Annotated in this window: 16 protein-coding genes; 4 read left to right on the forward strand and 12 right to left on the reverse strand. The window is 68.9% G+C overall.

Translation table 11 applies throughout. The features are described from left to right. Window positions 1-176 precede the first annotated feature (176 nt). The 4 genes from lpdA to ABZ883_RS01925 all read right to left on the reverse strand — a co-directional run bounded on the left by lpdA (window position 177) and on the right by ABZ883_RS01925 (window position 3,642). A complete protein-coding gene (lpdA, locus tag ABZ883_RS01910; RefSeq protein WP_360899861.1) occupies window positions 177-1,562 on the reverse strand; it encodes a dihydrolipoyl dehydrogenase in 1,386 nt (461 codons plus the stop codon). Window positions 1,563-1,664: 102 nt separating this feature from the next. After that, window positions 1,665-2,261, reverse strand: coding sequence for a TetR/AcrR family transcriptional regulator (locus tag ABZ883_RS01915; RefSeq protein ID WP_360899864.1), 597 nt, complete (start codon window positions 2,259-2,261; stop codon window positions 1,665-1,667). A 25-nt stretch (window positions 2,262-2,286) separates the two neighbouring features. Next, entirely contained in the window at window positions 2,287-2,628 is a 342-nt protein-coding gene (locus ABZ883_RS01920; RefSeq protein WP_360899867.1) for a GNAT family N-acetyltransferase, read from the reverse strand. Window positions 2,629-2,727: 99 nt separating this feature from the next. Beyond that, window positions 2,728-3,642 (reverse strand): NADP-dependent oxidoreductase, encoded by a 915-nt coding sequence (locus ABZ883_RS01925; RefSeq protein WP_360899870.1) that lies wholly within the window; start codon window positions 3,640-3,642, stop codon window positions 2,728-2,730. 537 nt (window positions 3,643-4,179) lie between these two features. On the opposite strand from ABZ883_RS01925, the gene ABZ883_RS01930 reads away from it, so the two are divergent. Next, on the forward strand, window positions 4,180-4,809 hold the full coding sequence (locus ABZ883_RS01930; protein WP_360899873.1) for a TetR/AcrR family transcriptional regulator: 630 nt from the start codon (window positions 4,180-4,182) through the stop codon (window positions 4,807-4,809). Between the two features lie 9 nt (window positions 4,810-4,818). Here ABZ883_RS01930 and ABZ883_RS01935 read toward each other — a convergent pair whose 3' ends face one another. Then, window positions 4,819-5,121: a GNAT family N-acetyltransferase gene (locus ABZ883_RS01935; protein ID WP_360899876.1), complete on the reverse strand. Its 303-nt coding sequence runs from the start codon at window positions 5,119-5,121 to the stop codon at window positions 4,819-4,821. A 221-nt stretch (window positions 5,122-5,342) separates the two neighbouring features. Here ABZ883_RS01935 and ABZ883_RS01940 point away from each other — a divergent pair, with 221 nt between their 5' ends. Continuing rightward, window positions 5,343-7,307 carry a SpoIIE family protein phosphatase gene (locus ABZ883_RS01940; protein ID WP_360899879.1) on the forward strand — a complete coding sequence of 655 codons (1,965 nt, stop codon included), beginning with the start codon at window positions 5,343-5,345 and terminating at the stop codon, window positions 7,305-7,307. A gap of 56 nt (window positions 7,308-7,363) precedes the next feature. Next, window positions 7,364-7,795: a VOC family protein gene (locus tag ABZ883_RS01945; RefSeq protein WP_360899882.1), complete on the forward strand. Its 432-nt coding sequence runs from the start codon at window positions 7,364-7,366 to the stop codon at window positions 7,793-7,795. 52 nt (window positions 7,796-7,847) lie between these two features. Here the strand turns inward: ABZ883_RS01945 and ABZ883_RS01950 are convergent, their stop codons facing one another. Continuing rightward, complete coding sequence (locus tag ABZ883_RS01950; protein WP_360899885.1) at window positions 7,848-8,609, reverse strand: DUF6193 family natural product biosynthesis protein; 762 nt, start codon at window positions 8,607-8,609, stop codon at window positions 7,848-7,850. Window positions 8,610-9,042: 433 nt separating this feature from the next. On the opposite strand from ABZ883_RS01950, the gene ABZ883_RS01955 reads away from it, so the two are divergent. Next, window positions 9,043-9,579, forward strand: coding sequence for a hypothetical protein (locus ABZ883_RS01955; protein WP_360899888.1), 537 nt, complete (start codon window positions 9,043-9,045; stop codon window positions 9,577-9,579). Window positions 9,580-9,821: 242 nt separating this feature from the next. On the opposite strand, the gene ABZ883_RS01960 is transcribed toward ABZ883_RS01955, so the two are convergent. The 6 genes from ABZ883_RS01960 to egtA form a co-directional block, all read right to left on the reverse strand. Beyond that, on the reverse strand, window positions 9,822-10,715 hold the full coding sequence (locus ABZ883_RS01960; RefSeq protein ID WP_360899891.1) for a hypothetical protein: 894 nt from the start codon (window positions 10,713-10,715) through the stop codon (window positions 9,822-9,824). Between the two features lie 421 nt (window positions 10,716-11,136). Further along, window positions 11,137-14,529 carry a glycosyl hydrolase gene (locus ABZ883_RS01965; protein WP_360899894.1) on the reverse strand — a complete coding sequence of 1,131 codons (3,393 nt, stop codon included), beginning with the start codon at window positions 14,527-14,529 and terminating at the stop codon, window positions 11,137-11,139. A gap of 1,115 nt (window positions 14,530-15,644) precedes the next feature. Continuing rightward, complete coding sequence (gene egtD / locus ABZ883_RS01970; RefSeq protein ID WP_360899897.1) at window positions 15,645-16,607, reverse strand: L-histidine N(alpha)-methyltransferase; 963 nt, start codon at window positions 16,605-16,607, stop codon at window positions 15,645-15,647. Beyond that, window positions 16,604-17,359 carry an ergothioneine biosynthesis protein EgtC gene (gene egtC, locus ABZ883_RS01975; protein ID WP_360899900.1) on the reverse strand — a complete coding sequence of 252 codons (756 nt, stop codon included), beginning with the start codon at window positions 17,357-17,359 and terminating at the stop codon, window positions 16,604-16,606. The genes egtD and egtC overlap by 4 nt, the downstream gene beginning before the upstream one ends. A 28-nt stretch (window positions 17,360-17,387) precedes the next feature. Then, window positions 17,388-18,719 carry an ergothioneine biosynthesis protein EgtB gene (gene egtB, locus ABZ883_RS01980; protein ID WP_360899903.1) on the reverse strand — a complete coding sequence of 444 codons (1,332 nt, stop codon included), beginning with the start codon at window positions 18,717-18,719 and terminating at the stop codon, window positions 17,388-17,390. Then, window positions 18,716-19,993 (reverse strand): ergothioneine biosynthesis glutamate--cysteine ligase EgtA, encoded by a 1,278-nt coding sequence (egtA, locus tag ABZ883_RS01985; RefSeq protein WP_360899906.1) that lies wholly within the window; start codon window positions 19,991-19,993, stop codon window positions 18,716-18,718. Before egtA ends, egtB begins: the two co-directional genes overlap by 4 nt. Window positions 19,994-20,073 lie beyond the last annotated feature (80 nt).

The following is a 20,073-nucleotide window of genomic DNA, read 5'->3' on the forward strand; positions in this document are numbered from 1 at the left end:
TGGGACGAACTCTCTTCAGCGTCTCAAAGGCAAAACGGGACTGTCAAGTCCTCTTCGATTTGCTATTGCTGATCAATGTCCCGGAAACGTACAGGTCAATGGCGTAATGCCTCAGATTGACGCCGTGGCGTATGGACTGCGTAACTCTTTGTGGCGGCGTGCCAGCGGTCGCCGTATCAGACCTGCAAATGCAGCGGTTTGCCGGTCAGCGCGAGAGTCGCCTCACCGAGCGCCTCGCCCTGCGTCGGATAGGCGTGGATGAGGCCGGCGACGTCCTGGGGACGCGCTTCCCAGTTGTAGATGAGCTGCGCTTCGCCGATCTGCTCACTGATCCGGTCGCCGATCATGTGGACCCCGACGACTGCCCCGTCCTTCCTCCGGACGACCTTGACGTGGCCTTCCGTTCTCAGCGTCCGGCTGCGGGCGTTGGTCGCGAGATCGTGGACGACGGAGTCGATGTTCTCGGCCCCGTACACCTGCTCGGCCTTGGCTTCCGTCAGGCCCACCGACGCGATCTCGGGGCGGGAGAACGTGACGCGCGGGACGCCGTCGTAGTCGATCGGTACGGCACGCTGTCCGGCCACGCGCTCGGCGACGAGGATGCCCTCGGCGAAGCCGACGTGTGCGAGCTGCGGAGTGGGGACCAGGTCCCCGATGGCCGAGATGGTGGGGACACTCGTGCGCATGTACTCGTCCACCAGCACGTGCCCCCTGTGCATGGCGACGCCCGCCTCCTCGAATCCCAGGCCCTGGGAGACCGGGCCTCGTCCGACGGCCACGAGCAGGAGGTCCGCTTCCAGCGTCCTGCCGTCGGCCAGCCGGACGCGGATACCGTCCTCCGTGTACTCGCTCCCGGCGAAGGGGACGCCGAGGTGAAGGGTGATGCCGCGCTTGAGGAACTCGGCCTCCAAGCGGCCGGAGACGGTCTCGTCCTCCGCCGGGACAAGGTGCGGCAGGGCTTCGACAACAGCGACCCGGGCTCCGAACGACGACCACGCGGAGGCGAACTCGACGCCGATGACGCCGCCGCCGAGCACGATCACGGACGTGGGGACGTGGTCGAGGGTGAGAGCGTGGTCCGACGAGATCACGCGCCGTCCGTCGATCTCGAGTCCGGGCAGGGTCCTCGGAACGGACCCGGTGGCGAGCACGACGTGGCGGCCCGTGAGCCGTCGGCCGCCGACATCGACCGAGGTCGCCGACGACAGCCGGCCCTCTCCCTCCACGTAGGTGATGCCGCGTGCGTCGACGAGGCCGGTGAGCCCCTTGCAGAGGCTCGAGACCACGCTGTCCTTGTAGGCGTGCAGGGCCTCCATGTCGATGCCTCGAAAGGACGAGTGCACTCCCACGTCACGGCCATGGCGCGCCTGATCGGCCAGTTCCGCCGCGTGCAGCATGGCTTTGGTGGGGATGCAGCCGTTGTGGAGGCATGTGCCGCCGAGCTTGTGGCGTTCGACCAGGGCGACGCTGAGCCCGAGCTGGGCCCCGCGCAATGCGGCCGCGTACCCGGCGCTGCCGGCCCCGAAAACGACTATGTCGTAGGGCTCTTCGTTGTCGCTCATGTCCTTGTTCCTTCGGGGTCTGCCGCGCGGTTTTCCGGTCGGCGCGTGTGTTGTCCGTGGGGGTCGCGAGATGCGGCGCGCAGGGGCCTCGCGCGCCGCGTATCAGTCCACGGTGTAGGTCTTCACGTGTGCCAGCGCCATGTCCATGGCGACGCGCATCGGTTCGACGTCACGTGCCACCTGGGCCAGCACGTAACTTCCCTGCAGCGCGGCCATCACGGACACGGCGAGCTTCGCGGGATCGACGTGCTTCTTGAGCGAGCCGTTCTCCTGCATCCGGCGCAGGCCGGCCGCGATCAACTCCTGCCATTCGCCGAACTTCTCGGCGAGCAGATTCCGGGCCACGGGATCGTGAGGCGCGCGGGATCCGGCGAGTGCACCCAGAGCGCACCCGTAGGCCCCGTCCCGGAGCGAGTTGAGGCGGATGATCGACTCGTTCCAGCGTTCCAGGGCGCCAAAGGAACTCATCCGCTCCAGGTGCTGCTGGTCGCGTTCGAGAATCTGCTGGGCACGCAGCTCGATGACACTGTGCACAAGCTCGTCCTTGTCCGCGAAACAGCGGTTGAACTGGGACTCGGTGAGCCCGCTCGCTGCCCGCACGTCCTCCAGGGTCACCGAGTCGACACCCTTGACGTAGAAGAGGTCCGCGGCGGCCCGGATCAGGCGGGCACGCGCTGTGGCTCCGCCGGCGATCGCCATTCTCTGCCCTTCTGAACCATTCGCCTCAGTTGCGGGCGTCGTCGACGGTCTGCGGCCCGAGGTCGAGGTCCTCGCGGAACCGGGGGTACCTCTCGATGAAGCGGTCGATGACGGGGCACCGGTTGGTGACCGCCGCCTGTTCCTGCACCAGATCGAACAGCGCTTCGCGGATCAACGCGGTCCCCAGACCGCGGCCGCGGAAACCGTCCTGGACGTAGGTGTGCGTCAGGCTGTACTGGGTGCCCTTGCGCTCGTAGGCGAGCAGGCCCGCGTAGTTGCCGTCCTCTTGAACCTCGTAGAACCTGTTGTCCTCGTCCTTGAGGACCCTGATCGAGCCGCTCGTGTCAGTCCACAGCACCTTGGTCATGGCCGTTCCTGTATCTGTGCCGGCCCCGCCTGGATGACGGGGCACCCCTGTCGATCACCGGGCGGAGCGGATCGCTCGGCCGGGAACGTGGATGAGCCCTCAGCGGACGCGGATGATGGTCTTTCCCTTGACCCGCTCGGCCGGATTGAAGGCCGCGACGGCGTCATCGAGCGTCGCGACATTGCCGATGGCCGTGCGGAGCCGTCCGTCCCGCACCCGCTGGACCACCTCGCGCAGTTGGGCGCGATCGGACTCGACGACGAAGTCGACGGCCAGACCGTCCGCGGGTCGCGCCTCCGGCGGTCCGGCGATGGTCACCAGCGTTCCTCCGGCGCGAATCAGGCCCGTGGACCGCTTCCCGATGTCGCCACCGATGACGTCGAACACCAGGTCAACTCCGCCGGCGTCCTCCAGCGTGTCGTTGTCCAGGTCGACGAACTCCGTCGCGCCGAAGTCGAGCGCCGTCCGGCGATCGGCGGCACGTCCGGTGCCGATGACGTAGGCACCCGCTTCGCGTGCGAGCTGCGTCACCATCGATCCGACCCCGCCGGCGGCGCCGTGCACGAGGACGGTCTGACCGGGCTGAAGCCGACCGTGCTGGAACAGCCCCTGCCACGCCGTCAGGCCCGAGATCGGCAGGCTCGCCCCGACCGTGAAGTCGACATCGCCGGGCAGCGGCGCGAGGTTGCGTGCTTCGACCGCCGCGTACTCCGCCAGTGTGCCGTCGCGCGTCCAGTCCGTGAGGCCGAAGACGCGCTGTCCCACGGACAGGCCCGTCGTGCCGTAGCCGAGGGCGCTGACCACGCCGGCGAGCTCATGGCCGGGGATCGACGGTGTGCGGTCGCGGCCGAGACGGTCCGTCCAGTTCGAGGGCCACGTCAGCTCCCCAGGGGTGAATCCGGACGCGTGAACCTCAACAAGCACATCGTTCCCCGCAGCCTCAGGCGTGGGGCGCTCCGCCAGCCTCATTCCGGCCGTCCCCGCGGCCTGATCGGTCACCACTATCGCCTTCATCGGGTACCTCCCTGGATCCCGTCGCCGTCTGCGCGCTGCGCACGGCCGGCCGCAGAGTCCTCTGAAGTGAACCAAAAGGTCCACAAATATGATCCGACCTGCACTCTAGCAGGTCGCTTAAGTTTGTGACTGGTCGAGATGGTCCTGTTTGAAGATGCACCGCGCTCCGTCTCGAGACCCCGCGACGCGCGGGCGACCGGGCACCGGGGCCGGCGGCTACCGGAAACCCTGTGGGGACCGACTCGCAGCAGGTGGGGTGCGGACGCGCCACACGCACCAGTCTCCGGGCTCAGGCCTTGATGGGCACCTTGAGGCTCCCGCGCTCCGCCCTCGGCACCGCCGAAGGGACCGTGTCGTCCAAGGGACTCCGCTGCACATTCAGTGAGAGACGGAAGTGGTCCGCGCGGCGGGCCTGTCACGCGCACCTGCGAAGAGTCGCACCCCATGCGCTCGCCCCTGTCCGGGGGCGGAGGGGCACTCGGCACCGCTCTCGGGCTCTTCCGTGGACCGGTGATCGCGCGTAGTAATATCGGGCACATGTCCGTCGACGATGCTCCCAGGCAGGAGCGGCGCCTGACCTCACGCGGGGCTGTCACCCGCGACCGAATTGTTCAGGCCGCTGCCGAGCTTTTCCATGTCAGGGGCGTCAACGCGGTCTCACTCGACGACGTACGAGCGACGAGCGGGACGAGTAAATCCCAGCTCTACCGCCACTTCGCGGACAAGGACGAGCTGGTCCACAGTGTCATCGAACTGCGGACCGATCAGGTCCTCAACCGTGATCGGCAAATGCTGGAGCGGATGAATTCCCTTCGCGCGCTCGAACGGTGGAGCGACAAGCTCATCCAACTCAACTCTTTGCAGAACGGTGCCTACGGGTGCGCGCTGGGCTCGCTCGTCAGCGCGCGGGCGGCGCAGGACCCCACGTCGAGGAGCAAGCTCGCCGACACGTTCGCGGAGTGGCAGCAACTCATCTCGGCAGGCTTGAAGCGCATGCGGGCCAACGGCTCGCTGCGTGAGGAGGCGGACCCGGAACAGCTCGCCACCGCCGTCATGGCTGCCCTGCAGGGCGGCTACTTGCTGGCCCAGACCGCCCAGGACGTCGAGCCGATGCGCGTCTCCATGCAGATGGCGTTGGCCTACGTACGCTCCTACGTCGTGGACTGAGCCGGATTCTCAGCTCGAAGTCGAGATCCAGGTGCCTGAATGCTTGGCGTCGATCAGGCTGATGTACTCGGGATTCTTGCGTATGAACCGCTCGACCACTGGGCAGTAGTTCGAAATGGTGTTTCCGTGGACGCGAAGAAAATCCAGGATGCCCTTGATGAGGACATTGGAGAGACCGCGCCCCCGGTATGCGTCGTAGATGACCGTGTGCATCAGTACGCGTCGGTCGCCAATTGCCCGGTACCCCATGTGGCCGGCCGTCCCACCGGCCACGGATATCTCGTAGCGATGCTCTTTCTCGTTGTTGCTCACTGTCACAGCCGATTCCGCGTCTGAATACAGGACGTCAGGCATCCCGGTCCTCCCGTTCCTCGTGCGCGTCGCAGCCTAGGTGAAGAGGACTAAAAGGTCCAGTCTGTGTCGGGGTCACACCCTTCCGGATCCCGCACGGGGAGGCGCGACCTGCTCGGCGGCAGATAGGATTATGAGGTCTATCGGGGTCATATCGCTCGATGACGGTCAGGGAGCGGCAGATGGACGCCTCGGACGAACTCCTGGAGCGGGACACACCCTCGGCTCTTCTGACCCTGAACGGTGTCGTCCGCCGTCTCAACGCCGCCATGGCCACGACGCTGGGCAGGCCCGGGGAGCAGTGCGTGGGCCGCCGCTTCACCGAGCTGCTGTCCGAAGACCAGCGCAGGTCGGCCAAGAGCCTGCTGGCGCACGGCGCCACGACGAAGCGGCTCGCCATGCGGGTGCTGGAATTCCCCGGGTCGGGGGAGGCGTCCGTGCTTTGCCTGGTCGAGGCGCGGCCGGTGACGGACCCCGCGGGCGGCGAGCGGCTTGTGTGGGTGCATTCGTTGGACGCCCGCCATGACCTGGGCGCCCTGCTGATCCCGTTCGACCTGGCGGCCAAGGCCGCCGGCCTCGGCCTCTACATGTGTTCACCCGATGAGCACCGGATCGAGTGGCTGGGGGGCGAGCCCGCGCTGGCCACACTCTTCCCACAGGCGTCGATGCCCCTGCCCATGGTGATCCGGCGTGTGCACCCCGAGGACCGGAAGGACGTGCAGCGGCTTGTGCGCTCGTCCGTCGCCCAGTCTTCGTGGATCAGGGCGCGGTTCCACACCGAGCACGACGGCTGGCGCACGCTGGTCAGTCAGTCCCGTCGCATCAGGCTGGGATACGGCGGTCCCGAACGGGTCTTCGGGGTGATCCGCGACGAGTCCACGACGGACACGCACCGCAAGGACTTGCTGGCCGCGCTGACTGCGGAGCGGCAGCGCGCCGACGAGATCGCCGCGTTCTCCTCAGCCCTGTTCACCGCCGCCGACGAGCAGGATCTCCAGCAGGTCGTCCTGACCCGGCTCTCCGCGGCGTTCGGCGGTTTCGGCGCTCTCTTCGCGCTCGTCGACGGCGGACGTCTGCGGGTCTCCTCGGATGCCGGGATCCCCACCTGGCAGGCCGACGCTCTGCTCGGTCCGTCGCTGGGTGAGGACCGGCCGTTGCCCTGTGCCATCCGTACCGGTCAGCCGCAGTTCATCGCCAACCAGGAGGAATTCGCGCGGTGCTGGCCGGGCGATGCCGCCGAGGCGCAGGCACCGCCCGGCCCCGACGTCGCGATGTCGATCACTCCGCTCAGCCCGCCGGGCGACCGGCCCCTCGGCGCCTGGGCGGTGACGCACGACTGCGAGGACCCCCCGTCCCCGGAGAAGCTCGCGTTCATGACCACGCTGGCCGATCTGGCGGGCCAGGCCCTGAGGCGCATCCGTCTGCAGCAGGCCCACGTCGAGCTGTCCACGGCGGTCCAGCAGAGCATGCTGCCCACGCTGCCCGAACATCTCCCGGGCCTGGAGGTCGCCGTGCGCTATCAGCCCAGCCGCGACGGGCTGGACATCGGCGGCGACTGGTACGACGCGTTCTTCCTGCCCGACGGTGCGGTGGCGCTGGAGATCGGCGACGCCCAGGGGCACGATGTGGACGCCGCGGTCTTCATGGGTCAGGTGCGCTCGTCGATGCGCGCGATCGCCGCCCACGAGCCTGAGCCGGCAACGGTGTTGACGCGCACCAATGAGTTGCTCACCACGATGGACGCTCCACGCTTCGCCAGTTGCACCATGCTGCACGTCGATCCGCGCGACGGTCGGGTCATCGGCACCAGCGCCGGCCACGTCCCCCTGCTCCACGCACGCGACGACGGCAGCCACCGCATCCGCACCCTTCCCGGTGGGCCCGTCCTGGGTGTCCTGCCCGACATCGACTACCGGGAGGAGACCTTCACCCTGGAACGGGGCACCGCGCTGGTCATGGTCACCGACGGCCTGGTCGAGGGGCCGGGCCTGACGCTGGAGGCCGGGCTGGAACGAGCGGGAACGCTGGCCGGCCAGGCCCTCCACGACCGGCTCGACGTCCAGGCGACAGCGGATCTCCTCCTCGACGCCGTCGTCGCCGCGGACCACCTCGACGACGTGGCCGTCCTGGTCATCCGCCGCACCTGAGGGCTGTCCCGTAACCCGTTCATGGGGAGAGGCACTGGCCTTGTTATCGTGCGCCAATGTCAACGATCAAGCAGTTCCAAGTGACCTTCGACTGCGCGGAACCTGCGCGCCTCGCCGCCTTCTGGTGCGAGGTGCTGGGGTACGTCGTGCCGACAGTCCCGGAAGGCTTTGCCACGTGGGAGGAGTACCACCGCTCGCTGCCTCCTGAGGACGAGGTCTACTTCGGGTGCACCGATCCCTCAGGTGCGGGCCCGCGCGTGCTCTTCCAGCGGGTTCCTGAAGGCAAGGTCGTCAAGAACCGGGTGCATCTTGATGTGCGGGTCGGCGCCGGGCTCGTGGGTGACGAGCGCCTGGCCACACTGGAGGCCGAATGCGCACGGCTGATGGCGCTCGGCGCGAAGCACGTGCTGACGCAGCGCGCCGACGGCGTCAACGAGTCGTGCATCACGATGCAGGACATCGAGGGAAACGAGTTCTGCCTCGCGTGAATCTCCTCCGGGACGACGAGGGGGGTAGCCAAGGACTCATGAGGTCGGCGTGTCATGATCCCAAAGGTCGCGGGGCAGCATCGTCAGGCAGGCCGTCCAGGATCATCGCGACCGTTGCTGCCGCACCGTCCACCTCCTGGACCCGGCCGTCCGCGAAGGCCACCTCGAACCGGCCGTTGCCGAGCGGTCTGGTCCGCGGGAGGTCGCGACAGATGGGCGGCGCGGCCCGACGGCTGAAGGTCAGCCAGAACATGGAGCGTCCGGGCGACAGGACCCGCAGGCGCGGCTGTTCAAAGGCGGACTCGATGAGGTCCTGCCAGTCGGCGTCCTGCCTGCGCGCGGCGGACTCGCGCATCATCTGCCACCGTGCCGGCACGGCCTCACCTCGCTCATGGGCCTCGGCCGGTTCCCAGGTCCTCAGGAAGGCCCACCGCGCGACCAGGTCGCGCACCCCGGCCCCCTGAATCCAGGTGTGCAGTGCGCCGGCCACCTGGGCCAGGTTCTGCGTGCTGCCCGAGGCCATGTGGACTCCGTCGGCCCAGCAGTCGACCATGAACGTGCGCGCGCCGTCGGCCATCAGGACATTCGCCGAGCGGTCGTCGGCTTCCGTCATCGCGGCGACGTAGCGCCAGCCCGGTGAGGACGTCAGCTCGACCGCAAGCGCAAGCCCCTCACGATCGACCGCCGTCTGGATCGCGCTCTGCAGCGAACCTGCCTCCACCACCTCGGGATAGAGCTCGGCGTACTCGGACAGGGGATCATGAAACGGGTCGGCGACTCCGGCCGGTGTCACACCTGGAAGCTGCTCGGACATACGGCCGAGTCTGCCACCACAGCCCCCTGACTCGTGTGACGAGCCCTGAGGAAGCTCTTCCGGCGCGAGTTCACGGCTTCGCCGGGTTGTTGTGCGTCGATGAGGAACGCAGCGGTCGGAAGAACACGTGCGAGCGGTGCACGACCGGAATCCCCGACGTGCCGCCTGCTCCAGCTCCGGGTTCGTTGCCGACACCGCGCTCGACCACCCGACCGCGCTCGCGCCGGCGACCTGTCCCGCTTGGTGTCCGTCGTACACGAGGCAGCGCCGTCTCTTGAGGCCTGGGTCGTGCCGGTGCGGCGTACGTCGGAGCCGCTGATGCGCGCGCCGCGCCGCGTAAGCCGGTGGGCCAGGCGCATGCCGGCCTCACGGAACCACCCCCCGGCGTTGCCTCACGCAGGAGGCTGTCAGTCCCTGTTCGTAGGATCACGGCATGTCTGATGCCTTCACCGTCCTGTGGACCCATGACACGTGCCGAGCGCTGCGCAAGGCAGGGCGCGTGGGTGAGCGACCGCCGGTCGCATTCAACGGCGTTCACTCCTCCCTGCCCGCATGGTCGGGCGCTCGCCCAGGGGACCAGGTGTACGCGCTGCACGTCAAGCAACGCGAAGTGTTCGTGGTGAGTCAGATGCGAGTGATCGAAGCGGGCCGTCGCGATTGCTGCGGCACAGCCCCCACCACCTGGGAGGAGCCTGCGTATCCCGGCCATGACGACTGGTCGATGCTCGGCGCCGGCGGATGCGGGGCTCAGGCGGTGCACGTGGACGCCACGCCCGTGCGCTTCGATGCATCTGTCTCCGGTGAAGTGCTCACCAAGCTTGCCTGGCGCAACCGGCGAGGACAGACCCGCGGCCTGAAGTACGTGGTGGACGGTCGCCTCGAAAAATCGAACAGCCTTCAGGGGTTCTACCGCCTGACGCCCGAGGCCGCTGATGAACTGGCGGAGGTCGTCAGCGGTTCTGCCCCTTGATATTGACCGGTGGGTGAGGCATCAGTGCTCATCTCACCGCTATCGGCGGCAGTTGTAGAAAGTCGAACACGAGCGAACTCCGCCCCCGCCGCCTCCCGAAGCGGTGAGCATTCACTGTCCGTTCGTTCTCATGAGTGCGACGGGGCCGTAGTCCCGTCAGGTGCGCGGACCGGACGGCGTTGTGCTTCCGGTCGTAGTTCCGGCAGTACTCGCACAGGGCGGTCGATGACGAGCGTGCATGATCAGACCGGTGCCGGTCCGTCCCCCAGGGGATGAGCCGGTGCGGTCCGGTGGCGGGTCCTTTGGGCGCGGAAGTGGGCCCGCGCGGCCCGCCGCTCCGCGGCGGCGGCGAGCACGGCGGCCCTCGCTTCCTCCCCGGCGTCGAACGGCGTGGGGGAGAAGCGCCCGCCGACCCTGATGTGCTGTTCCCAGTCGTCCTGCCAGAACACCACCCTCCAGCCGGGCCACAAGTCCGGTACCCGGTACGCCTGCGGGGAGGAGGGGAGGGACCACCAGCCCAGACGGCGGCGCTGCGGGTCGATGTGGATGCCGGAGTTGACGTGCAGGCGGCAGACTCCGTGCCCGGGGTCGTCCACCAGGCGGTCGAGCAGGGACACGCCCTCGAGGACGGGGTGGGCGATCCCGTCGGAGGCGACGTGGCAGCCGTCGGTTCCGACCGTGATCACGACACCGCCCGGGTCGGGCCAGGCCAGGTCCTCGTCGTCGGGGGCGAGGAGCGGGGCTTGAGAGCGGTGCTGGTCGCGACAGCGGACGTACTCCGGGTCCAGTCCGACGTACTCGCGCAGTTCGGCCGGCCCGTCGTACAGCCAACGGACATCCCAGCCGGGCCACGCCGCTCGGATCAATCCGAACACGGCAGCGCGGTAGCGAAGTTCGGTGCTCGGGCCCTCCCAGGCGAAGAACATCAGCACCTTCCGGCCGAGGTCGAGCAGCACCCCGCCCTCGGCCATGATGTCGCCCAACCACCAGCCGTCCTGGCGGAGTTCGGGAAGCATCGCGAGGAACGCCGAAGGCCCGTCCAGCAAGTCGAGGTCGATTCCGACCGCCCAGCCCGTTCGGTACAGCTCATGCGTGCCGTTCTCGCGGACCACGACGATATTGGCTCTGTTTCCCATGAGGTCAGGATGACCTGGGCCGAGTGCCGCCTGCCATCCGAATTCGGCGGCTCGATACGACCAGGCCGTGCGGGCCGAACGCCTCACGTCGGTCTTCGCTGTACCCGTGCTGGTCCGAGTGCGAGGTCGGAAGCGTCCTCTACGGTGCGCGGCCAGACACCAACCGTCAGAGGAGGGACCACTTCCGGGACCTACGACAACCTCTTTGAGTCGGGTCTTTGGCTTGACAGTTGCTGATCATGAGCAGCGCAATAATTTGGACCCAACAGTTCGACTCGGCCGCAAGACCGGACACAGGCGCGCCTCACCGACCGCCCACGGCCGCAGGGCGACGCCACCGGAGCAGGGACGGTCTCGCGGCCGCTCAAGGAGCGGCGACGAGACCATCCCTGCAGTTGGGGTGATCAACGCGGCGGGAAGATCATCCCTCGGTCTTGTGGTGGGCCGGCTTTTCGACGACTGCGACGGTGTACGTCTCCAGGGTGACGTTCCCTTGGAGGCCGTAGGAGGCGACCGCGCCCGCGACGGTGTTGGCAGCGGGCAGATTGGGATAGCCCAGGGCTCTCATCTGGTTGCGCAGCGAACTGGCCACCTCGATCTGGAGCGTGTTGGTGCCAGGCTTCAACGCGGAGCTCACGTCGATGCGGCCGGCGATGAAGTCGTAGCCGTGGATCTTCTGCCCGTTGACCCGGACGTGCGCCAGGGCGCCGCCTGTGGAGCCGATGTTCAGGCAGGCGCCGTTGGAGGCGGCGTTCCATGTGCTGGGCAAACGGAACGTAGTGCTGTACGTGCCGACACCCGATACCGACGCCGGCTCCTGGGCGGTGAAGGACATGTCCTTCCACGGGACGAGCGGGGTGGTGCCGACGCTTATGTCGGTCTTGTCGGTGGTGTAGTAGACCTCCTTGGTGGTGTAGCCCTTGCGTGCCTCGGCCAGGGTCTCCTTGTGCCCGGGCGTCCAGCTGGTGAGGACCAGGTTCCACCGTGAGCCGGTCAGGTCGATGTCGTCCGGGACGGAGATCTTCTTCGTCACGGTGGAGCCGTCGGCCAGCTTGGCGGTGTAGGTGCCCGAGTCGGTGGCGAGGATGGCCGCGCCGCCGGCGGTCACCACACCCCGCGGCGCGTTCGTGCTCCGCAGCGGTGCGGCAGTCCTGTTCCTCAGGTCGATGGCGATCACCGTGGTCTCACCGGGCGCGAGAGTCACGTCGAACGAGGTCCGCCCGCCGGAGATCTTGTACATGGCCAACGCCTCGACACTGCTCGACCACGTGCTGATGCGGTACGGCCTACCGACCGCATCGACACTGATGGATGTGGTGGCGGTCTCGGCTTCGATCGGCGTGTTCTTGTAGTCGCCTCGCTTCTCCATGAAGTTGTAGGCGAACAGGTAGACCGTGTCCTCGGTCCTGCGCAGGGTTGTCAGGACGGTCTGGTTCGGTGCGGCGTACTCGGCCCTCGGCCGCACCCTCAGCTGCCGCAAGGCGTCGTACACCCCGGTCTTGCCGTAGTAGTACGTCTCCTCGTAGTCCGCGGCTCCCGGGTCGGGGGTGGTCGCACTCTGGGGCACGTTCGCGTTGACCAGCTTGACGTTCGGGAGCTTCTCCATGCGGGCCATGACCTTGGCCAGATCGGCGTCGGTTCCCTCGTTCCCGAGGGTGTGGACCGCCGCCTTGGCGTTCAGGTGATTCGTGGTCGAGCCCAGCGTTTCGACGAGGCCGTTGACGATGACCACGGGCAGGCCCTTGCGGGCGAGCTCGTAGATGGCCTGGGCGCTCTTCAGCCGGATGGAGTCCTGGTAGATCACGAGCGCCTGGTATCCCACATTTTCGGGGATGAGGCCGTCGGTCCCGCTGTAGCGGACACTCCGGCCCTCGAGGATCTCGGGCGCGAAGTAGTCGTAGGTGTACCCGTTGTCCTGCAGCTCCAGATCCTTGAAGTACGCCGCCTTGCCGTGCCGCATGTTGTCGATGGGAGGCTGCCCGTTGTTGAAGGCGTAGTCGGTGCGCAGTACCGCAAGGTCGATCTGCGGCTTGCCCTGCTGCAGGACGGCCTGGGTGCGGGCGATCATCGGCATGTAGTCGGTGTACTGCGTGGACTCGGGCTGACGCGGCCCCCACCGTTCCGCGAACCGGGCGTACATGCCTTCGTGGCCGGGCCAGTACGTACCGTCCCAGGGGTTCGACGGGTCGCTGGAGTCGGCGCCCGAGATGCTGGAGTAGCCGTGGAACACCGTGTGGCTGATGCCGGAGGCGAACTGGGTGTTCATGATCTGCATGAACCGGTCCTGGCCCCAGGTGTAGTTCTCGCTGCTGATGGCCCCGGTCTCGCTGGAGTAGCGCAACCCGTGGGTGTGAGCCGCACCGGCAAGTGACCGGTGCGCGTCCAGTTGGTTCCCGTACTCGAGTGATTCGGTCTCGACGTAGTCCACGCCCTGGGCCGGCGTCGTGATCTCGTAGTTCACGCCGTAGGAGATCTCGGCCCGGAGCTTCATGTTCATCTCGTCGTGCAGGTAGGCCCGCAGCGGCTTGAGGACGTTGTCGGTGTACATTTCGGTGATCGTCTCGAAGAAGTCGTTGCGGACCTTCTTGACCGTCACCTTGTCGGCCCCGATGACTGGGAACGCGGTGTCGCGCGCCCGACCGCCGATCCTGATGACGTACGGCAGATAGGGCTCGAGGCTGTACCCGCGGCGCTTCCGGAACTCGCTCATGAGCGTGGAGCCCCAGAATTCGCCGCCGTTGGAGTTGCTGGTCGAGATCTCCAGCGAGTCCATGTACATCTCGCCGCGGCCGTTCTCGATGATGGCCTTCTTCAACTCAGGGTCGCTGAAGATGTGGTTCCTGTAGTAGTCGATGAAGTCCTGCATGCCGGCGGGGTCGATGTAGTTGATCGTGACGTTCGTCGTCGAAGAGGGTGTCGGCGCCTGGCCGGTCGCCTGCATCCAGAACGCGTAGATGTCCCACGTTCCACTGCCGGCCGGCGGCGTCCAGTCCAGGGAGAACGCCGCCTTACCGGTGGGGTCCTTCATCGTGCTCGGCGTCACCGGGGCGCCGTTGAGGGTGACCTTGCCGGTCAGCACGACCGACGTGTCGGTGTAGCTCATCGTGCCGGAGATGCTGCCGTTGCCGGTGACGGATCCGGTGTTGTCGGCTGCCCGCTGGATCGCGACCACGGAGATCAGGTCCTGGCGCACCGGACCGGCCACCGTCATCACGGACCGCTTCAGTGCGCCGCTGAACGCGGTACCGCCGGCCGTGGTCTGGATGGCGTAGCCCAGCGCCTTGCCCGCCCCGTCGTCGTCGAACTTCAGGTTCTCGATCGGCAGGTTCGCGTTCGCCCAGTGCGTGCCGCTGGTCATGGAGAAGCCCATGCCGTACTTGTTGGCCTGCTGAATGATGAGCTTGGTGTCGTTCTTCCACTCATCAGAGCCCCAGCTGTAGATCTGCTGGGGGGTCTTGCCCGTGGTGTTCTTGACGAAGACCGTGTCACTCAGGTTGCTGTCCACGTTGGGTTCGGGCATGCAGACGATCTCCACCGAGCCGATGCCCATGTCGTGGAGGGTCTTCATGTCGGCCTTGATGGTGGCGTCGGTGTGCAGCCCCTCGGCCAGCCACCACCGCGTGCCCGGCCGGTACTTGCTCTCCGGGTTGTCCAAGAGCGCATGCTGGGCGCGGATGAACGTGTCGGTGATGCCCCTCGACGATGCCTCGGCGGAGCCGGCGCCGACCCAGCCCGAGAGCGTCATCGCCATGCCGACGCCGCCGCTGATCTTGAGGAGATCTCTACGGCCGAGACCGTGCTTGTTCTCTTCCATCAGTCCTCCTGGGACAGGTGGTAACGGTTCTTGAGCTGACGAATGGATCGCCGAGAGCCGCGATGCCGCACGGCCGGACAACCGTTGGCGGTCGTGGGTGCATCGCGCGTGGGCCCGCAGAGCGACAGGGGAGCGTTTCGCCGGGCGGAGAGGGGTACGTCAGGGTGCGGGCGTCCGGCCAGTGGTCCTTGTTCGCCGGCGGCCGCGGCCCCGGGCGTCGGACATCGCATGGTTCATCGGGCCGAACCACGGCGGGCCGCAGCCGACCACGAGTCCGGCAGGCATGCGGTCGCCGGCTTCGAGGAGTGCCACTGAGTGTGGGGCCTGGCTGAGGCGGGCGGTGCACCGAACAGGTCCGCAGTGGAGGTGAGGTTGGCCGCTGCAGGCCATTGAATCGATATTGTCGGAGGCGGTCAATGCTGTGGAGACGCCATCGGCTGTCCCGAGGATGCATCTGCGACTCAGTTCCACTGCGCCCCCCTTCAGGGCGCTGTCGGCGCCTGATTGGCTCACTGAAGCGGCGATTTGCCCCGTTGGGGCGGGGGGCTGACCAGTAAGCGGGCAGCCCTGACCAGGTGGATGGCAGGCGCATGACATGCTCGTGCGTCGACCGTTGCTGTGATTGATACGATTCAACGACTCGTTAACGTAGAGGAAATGAACCTCCGGCGCTAGTGCTGTGACCGCACAGGTTCGCCGGCTCAGTAATCGGGTTGGCCGGACGGGAACGGGCCCGGCGGCAGGGGAGCTGCCGGGCCTGAGACCAGGTGACTACGTTGCCGTACTACCGCCACCCGACACCCGCCCACTTCCGAACCGGCTGCGGGAGTGCCGCCGCAGGGCCGAACCGGCGGACTGGCCGGCAGTTGGCCTCGGAGAGCGAGAACAACAACTCCACCCATGCGGAACGCAAGTGGTGCCGTTGGCCTTCGCGTTGGCGGCCCCACCGGCTTTGTGCCACCGCGCTCCAAGCTCCGGTGCCGACGCGTGGGCCAGGCGAGCACGCTTCCCCTTCGCCGCGTGGTTGTTGAGGGCCGCGCTTGCCCGGAGACCGGCACGCGCGAGGCGGCGGCCCGATGCTCGGGGCACCGGGCCGCCGCCTCGGGGCGGGGGGATCAGGCCGGGAAGGCCAGGGACAGGGCGAAGCGCGACTCGGGGTCGGTCCACCAGTGCTGGAGGGTGAGACCCGCGGCGGCGAGTTCGGCGCGGACGCCTTCCTCGCGGAACTTGGCGGAGACCTCGGTGCGCATCTCCTCGCCGCGCGCGAAGTCGACCGTGAGGTCGAGCGCCGGGATCTTCACGGTGACGTTCCCGCGGGCCCGCAACCGCATCTCGATCCACTCGTTCTCGCGGTCCCAGAGCGCCACGTGCTCGAAGTCGGCCACGTCGAAGTCGGCGCCGAGCTCCCGGTCGACGACCGACAGCACGTTCTTGTTGAACGCCGCCGTGACGCCCTGGGAGTCGTCGTAGGCGGCCACGAGGGTCGCCTCGTCCTTGACCAGGTCCGTGCCGAGCAGCAGCGCGTCGCCGCGCGAGAGCAGGGCGCGGACGGAGCCGAGGAAGCGGCCGCGCTCGTCGGGCAGGAGGTTGCCGATGGTGCCGCCGAGGAACGCCACCAGGCGTGGCCCGGGGGACTCCGGCAGCGCGAGGCCGTGCTGGAAGTCGGCGACCAGGGCGTGCACGCTCAGGCCGGGATGGTCGGCGAGCAGGGCCTCCCCGGCGCCGCGGAGCGCCGACTCGCTGACGTCGACGGGCACGTAGGTCAGGGGTGTGCCCAGGGCGCCGATGAGCAGGCGGGTCTTCTCCGACGAGCCGGACCCCAGCTCGACCAGGGTGCGGGCCCCGCTCGCCCGGGCGATCTCGGCCGCTCTGGCGGTCAGGATCTCCCGTTCGGCACGGGTCGGGTAGTACTCGGGCAGCCGGGTGATCTCCTCGAACAGCTCGCTGCCGTGGGCGTCGTAGAACCACTTGGGCGGGAGCTGCTTGGGGCTGCGGTTCAGTCCGTAGGCCACGTCGGAGCGCAGGGCTGCCGCCGTGGCGTCCGCGGGCAGGGTGCGAGTGAGAGTGAAGGGGCTCACAGGTGCGGCTCCTTGAGGGGGATCAGCAGGACCTCGGTGGGATCGCCGTACAGCAGATGGCGGTCGGGGACCTCGGTCCAGCGGGGACTGTCGTCGTACGGTTCTGAGGCCACGACGACGCTGCGGCCGGGTTCCGCCAGATACCAGAGGGTGTCGCCCCAGGCGGTGGCGGCGATGGAACGGCCGTCGCTGAGCAGGAAGTTGAGCCGGGAATCGGGGGTCAGGGCGGCGAGCCGGCCGACGGTGCCGGCCAGTGCCTCGTCGGGGGGCGCGCCGGCCTTCAACTCGTGCAGGGTGAGGGCCCAGGCCAGCGCCGAGTCGCAGCGCGCCTCCAGGGTCAGCAACTCCTCGGCCGGCAGCGACCGGGCGGCCTCGGCCACCGACTGCGGCCAGCCGCGCAGGGCGCCGTTGTGGCTGAACAGCCAGGGGCCCGCCGTGTAGGGGGCGGCGGCGGACTCGTCGGCGGCCGACCCCTCCGTGATGTCGCGGACCGCGCCGAGCAGCGCGCCGGAGCGCGTCACCCGGCACACGTCGGCGAAGGACGGGTCGTCCCAGATCGGCCCGGACCGCCGGTAGCGCGCCGGGACCGGGTCGTCCGGCGCGTACCAGCCGAGGCCGAAGCCGTCGGCGTTGACCGTGCCGTACTTCTGCCGGCGCGGCGCCCACGACTGCCGGTACAGCGAGTGCGGGGGGTCGATCACGATGTCCCGCAGCGCCACCGGCGGCCCGATGTAGGCGAGATGGCGGCACATCAGCGGGCCGCCCCTTCGGCGGGGGACGTCATGCCGTCTCCGGACGCGCGTCGCGGGCCGTGCGGAAGCCCGAGAAGATCTGCCGCCGGATCGGGTAGTCCCAGTTGCGGAACGTGCCCCGGACGGCGACCTTGTCGACGGCGAACGAACCGCCGCGCAGCACCTTGTGGTCGGGGCCGAAGAAGACCTCCGAGTACTCCTTGTACGGGAACGGCGCGAAGCCCGGGTACGGCGTGAAGTCGCTCGCCGTCCACTCCCACACGTCGCCGATCATCTGCCGCACGCCGAGCGGCGAGGCACCGGCCGGGTAGCTGCCCACGGGGGCGGGCTGGAGGTGGCGCTGGCCCAGGTTGGCGTGCTCCGGCGACGGATCCGCGTCGCCCCACGGGTAGCGGCGCGAGCGGCCGGTCGCGGGGTCGTGCCGGGCGGCCTTCTCCCACTCGGTCTCCGTCGGCAGCCGGCGCCCGGCCCAGCGGGCGTAGGCGTCCGCCTCGTACCAGCACACGTGCAGCACGGGCTCCGCGGCCGGCACCGGCTCGGTCACCCCGAAGCGGCGGCGCAGCCACACCCCGCCCTCGCGGCGCCAGAACAGCGGCGCGGACAGGCCGTGCTCGCGCACGTGCGCCCAGCCGGCCGGGGTCCACCAGCGCTCGTCGTCGTAGCCGCCGTCCTCGATGAAGGCGGTGTAGGCGCCGTTGCTCACCGGCACCGTGTCGATGAAGAACGGCGGCACGTCCCGGGTGTGCGCGGGGCGCTCGTTGTCCAGCGCCCACGGCTCGGCGGAGGTGCCCATCGTGAAGGGGCCGCCGGGGACGAGGACTTCCGCGGGCAGCAGCGCCGCGTCCGCGGGCGCCGGGGCCGGCGGGGGAGAGGTCAGCGCGACGGGCCCGCGCCGCAGCTGGTGGGTGATGAGCATCGTCTCGTCGTGCTGCTGCTCGTGCTGGGCGATCATGCCGAAGACGAACGCCGCGTCGGTCAGCCGGGTGCCGTGCAGCGGTGCGCGCTCCAGGATCTCCAGGACCCGGCCGCGTACGTCCGAGGCGTACGCGTGCGCCTCCGCGGGCGGCAGCAGCGGCAGGGTGGGCCGTTCGGAACGCGGGTGCTCGAAGGCGTCGTAGATGGGGTCGATGTCGGGCCGCAGCGCCTCACGGCCGCCGACGTTGCGCAGCAGCCACTGCTCCTCCTGGTTGCCGATGTGGGCCAGGTCCCACACCAGCGGCGACATCAGGGGGGAGTGCTGCGCCGTGAGCTCGTGCTCGTCGACGCAGTTGGTCAGCCCGCGGGTGCGCTCACGGGCGGTGACGAGCGCGTCGATCGCCCGGCGTCGCAGCGCCTCGGTGTCGAGAGCGGGTGCGGTCACGACTGGTACTCCTTGCGTCGGAAGGCGTCGAGCAGATCGTCGGCGGGACATCGGCCGCGCAGGACGAAACGCTCGGTGAAGTCGGCCACCACGGCCTGCACGGCGTCGCTCGCCCCGAGCCGGGGCAGGGCCTCGCGGGCCGCGGCGAAGCAGGTGACGGCGGTGGCGTGGAGTTCGGGGTCGGCCAGCGCGTGGCGGGCGGCGCGCTGCCACAGCGGGTTGCGCGGCGCGGGACCGGGACCGGCCGCGTCGGCGAGCGGCTTGACCGCGCGATAGGCGATCTCGGAGGCGGCGGCGTCGTCGAAGAGCGCCGTCGCGACGGCCAGCGGCACGATCCAGCCGTCCCGGCCGGACTGCGCGTCGATCATGCGCAGTTCCAGATAGCCGCGCGGCCGCACCGGCGGGAAGAGCGTGGAGAGGTGGTAATCGAGGTCCGCGGTCGTGGGCGGCCGGTACGCGCCGCTGCGGATCCACTGCCGGAAGGTGAGATCCTCCGGCACCGTCCACGGCCCCTCGTCGCCGCGGATGCACAGCACCGGCGCGTCGAGGGCGTACGCGGTCCACGCCGCCCGTGGGTCGGGTCCCGGCGCGGGCGCCAGGGTGCGGCCCGGGTCGATCGCGCCCCACACCGCCTGCCGCGTGGACTTCCACCCGGTGGGACGGCCGCCGCTGAGCGGCGAATTGGCGAAGGCGGCGACGAGGACGGCGCCCAGCAGATGCGTCAGCAGCCAGCGTCTGCCGAGCCCGAAGGGCCCGGGTTCCGCCGTGCCCGAGTCCAGGCAGACCTGCACCGAGGCGGTGGAGCACATCATGGACCGGCCGGCGGGCCCGGTGCGGTCGAAGTAGGCCTCCATGGCCGCGTACCGGGGCTCGTCGAGCAGCCGGCGCGGCCGCCGCCACGGGTCGTGGCCGTGACCGGCCAGGGCCAGGCCGTCCTGGCGGAGCCGGTGGCGTACGGAGTCGAGATCCGCGGCCGCGGCGTTCACGCACGCGGTCAGCGAGGTGGCGGGCAGCGAGCTGAGCTCCAGCTGTCCGCCTGGCTCGGTGGTGAGCCGGGAACGGAGGAAGAGGGTCCGCAGTCCGTCCACTGCGGCGGTGAGCCGAGCGGGGTCGACCGGTCGGGCCGGATCGAGGGGGTCGTGAAGGAACCATTCCAGTTCCACGCCTATGTGGCGGGGCGGGCCGGTCTTGAAACAGATGCCCTGGATGTGGTCCTCCGCCGTCGTCTCGGTGATCGGTTCGGAAGTCCCCAGGTGGTGACTGGTGGCGGGCATGGCCTGTACCTCCCGTCGAAGGTGGTGGTGTGTACCACGCGTCTACCGCGTGTCCGTACCACCTAAGCCGTTCGGCGCAC

This window comes from Streptomyces sp. NPDC046977, assembly GCF_040644455.1.
Classification (GTDB): Bacteria; Actinomycetota; Actinomycetes; order Streptomycetales; family Streptomycetaceae; genus Actinacidiphila.

Bases quoted from the DNA above. Each gene is read 5' to 3' on its own strand.
- lpdA (WP_360899861.1), bottom strand. From the start codon at position 1,562: ATGAGCGACAACGAAGAGCCCTACGACATAGTCGTTTTCGGGGCCGGC.
- ABZ883_RS01915 (WP_360899864.1), bottom strand. From the start codon at position 2,261: ATGGCGATCGCCGGCGGAGCCACAGCGCGTGCCCGCCTGATCCGGGCC.
- ABZ883_RS01920 (WP_360899867.1), bottom strand. From the start codon at position 2,628: ATGACCAAGGTGCTGTGGACTGACACGAGCGGCTCGATCAGGGTCCTC.
- ABZ883_RS01925 (WP_360899870.1), bottom strand. From the start codon at position 3,642: ATGAAGGCGATAGTGGTGACCGATCAGGCCGCGGGGACGGCCGGAATG.
- ABZ883_RS01930 (WP_360899873.1), top strand. From the start codon at position 4,180: ATGTCCGTCGACGATGCTCCCAGGCAGGAGCGGCGCCTGACCTCACGC.
- ABZ883_RS01940 (WP_360899879.1), top strand. From the start codon at position 5,343: ATGGACGCCTCGGACGAACTCCTGGAGCGGGACACACCCTCGGCTCTT.
- ABZ883_RS01945 (WP_360899882.1), top strand. From the start codon at position 7,364: ATGTCAACGATCAAGCAGTTCCAAGTGACCTTCGACTGCGCGGAACCT.
- ABZ883_RS01950 (WP_360899885.1), bottom strand. From the start codon at position 8,609: ATGTCCGAGCAGCTTCCAGGTGTGACACCGGCCGGAGTCGCCGACCCG.
- ABZ883_RS01955 (WP_360899888.1), top strand. From the start codon at position 9,043: ATGTCTGATGCCTTCACCGTCCTGTGGACCCATGACACGTGCCGAGCG.
- ABZ883_RS01960 (WP_360899891.1), bottom strand. From the start codon at position 10,715: ATGGGAAACAGAGCCAATATCGTCGTGGTCCGCGAGAACGGCACGCAT.
- ABZ883_RS01965 (WP_360899894.1), bottom strand. From the start codon at position 14,529: ATGGAAGAGAACAAGCACGGTCTCGGCCGTAGAGATCTCCTCAAGATC.
- egtC (WP_360899900.1), bottom strand. From the start codon at position 17,359: ATGTGCCGCCATCTCGCCTACATCGGGCCGCCGGTGGCGCTGCGGGAC.
- egtA (WP_360899906.1), bottom strand. From the start codon at position 19,993: ATGCCCGCCACCAGTCACCACCTGGGGACTTCCGAACCGATCACCGAG.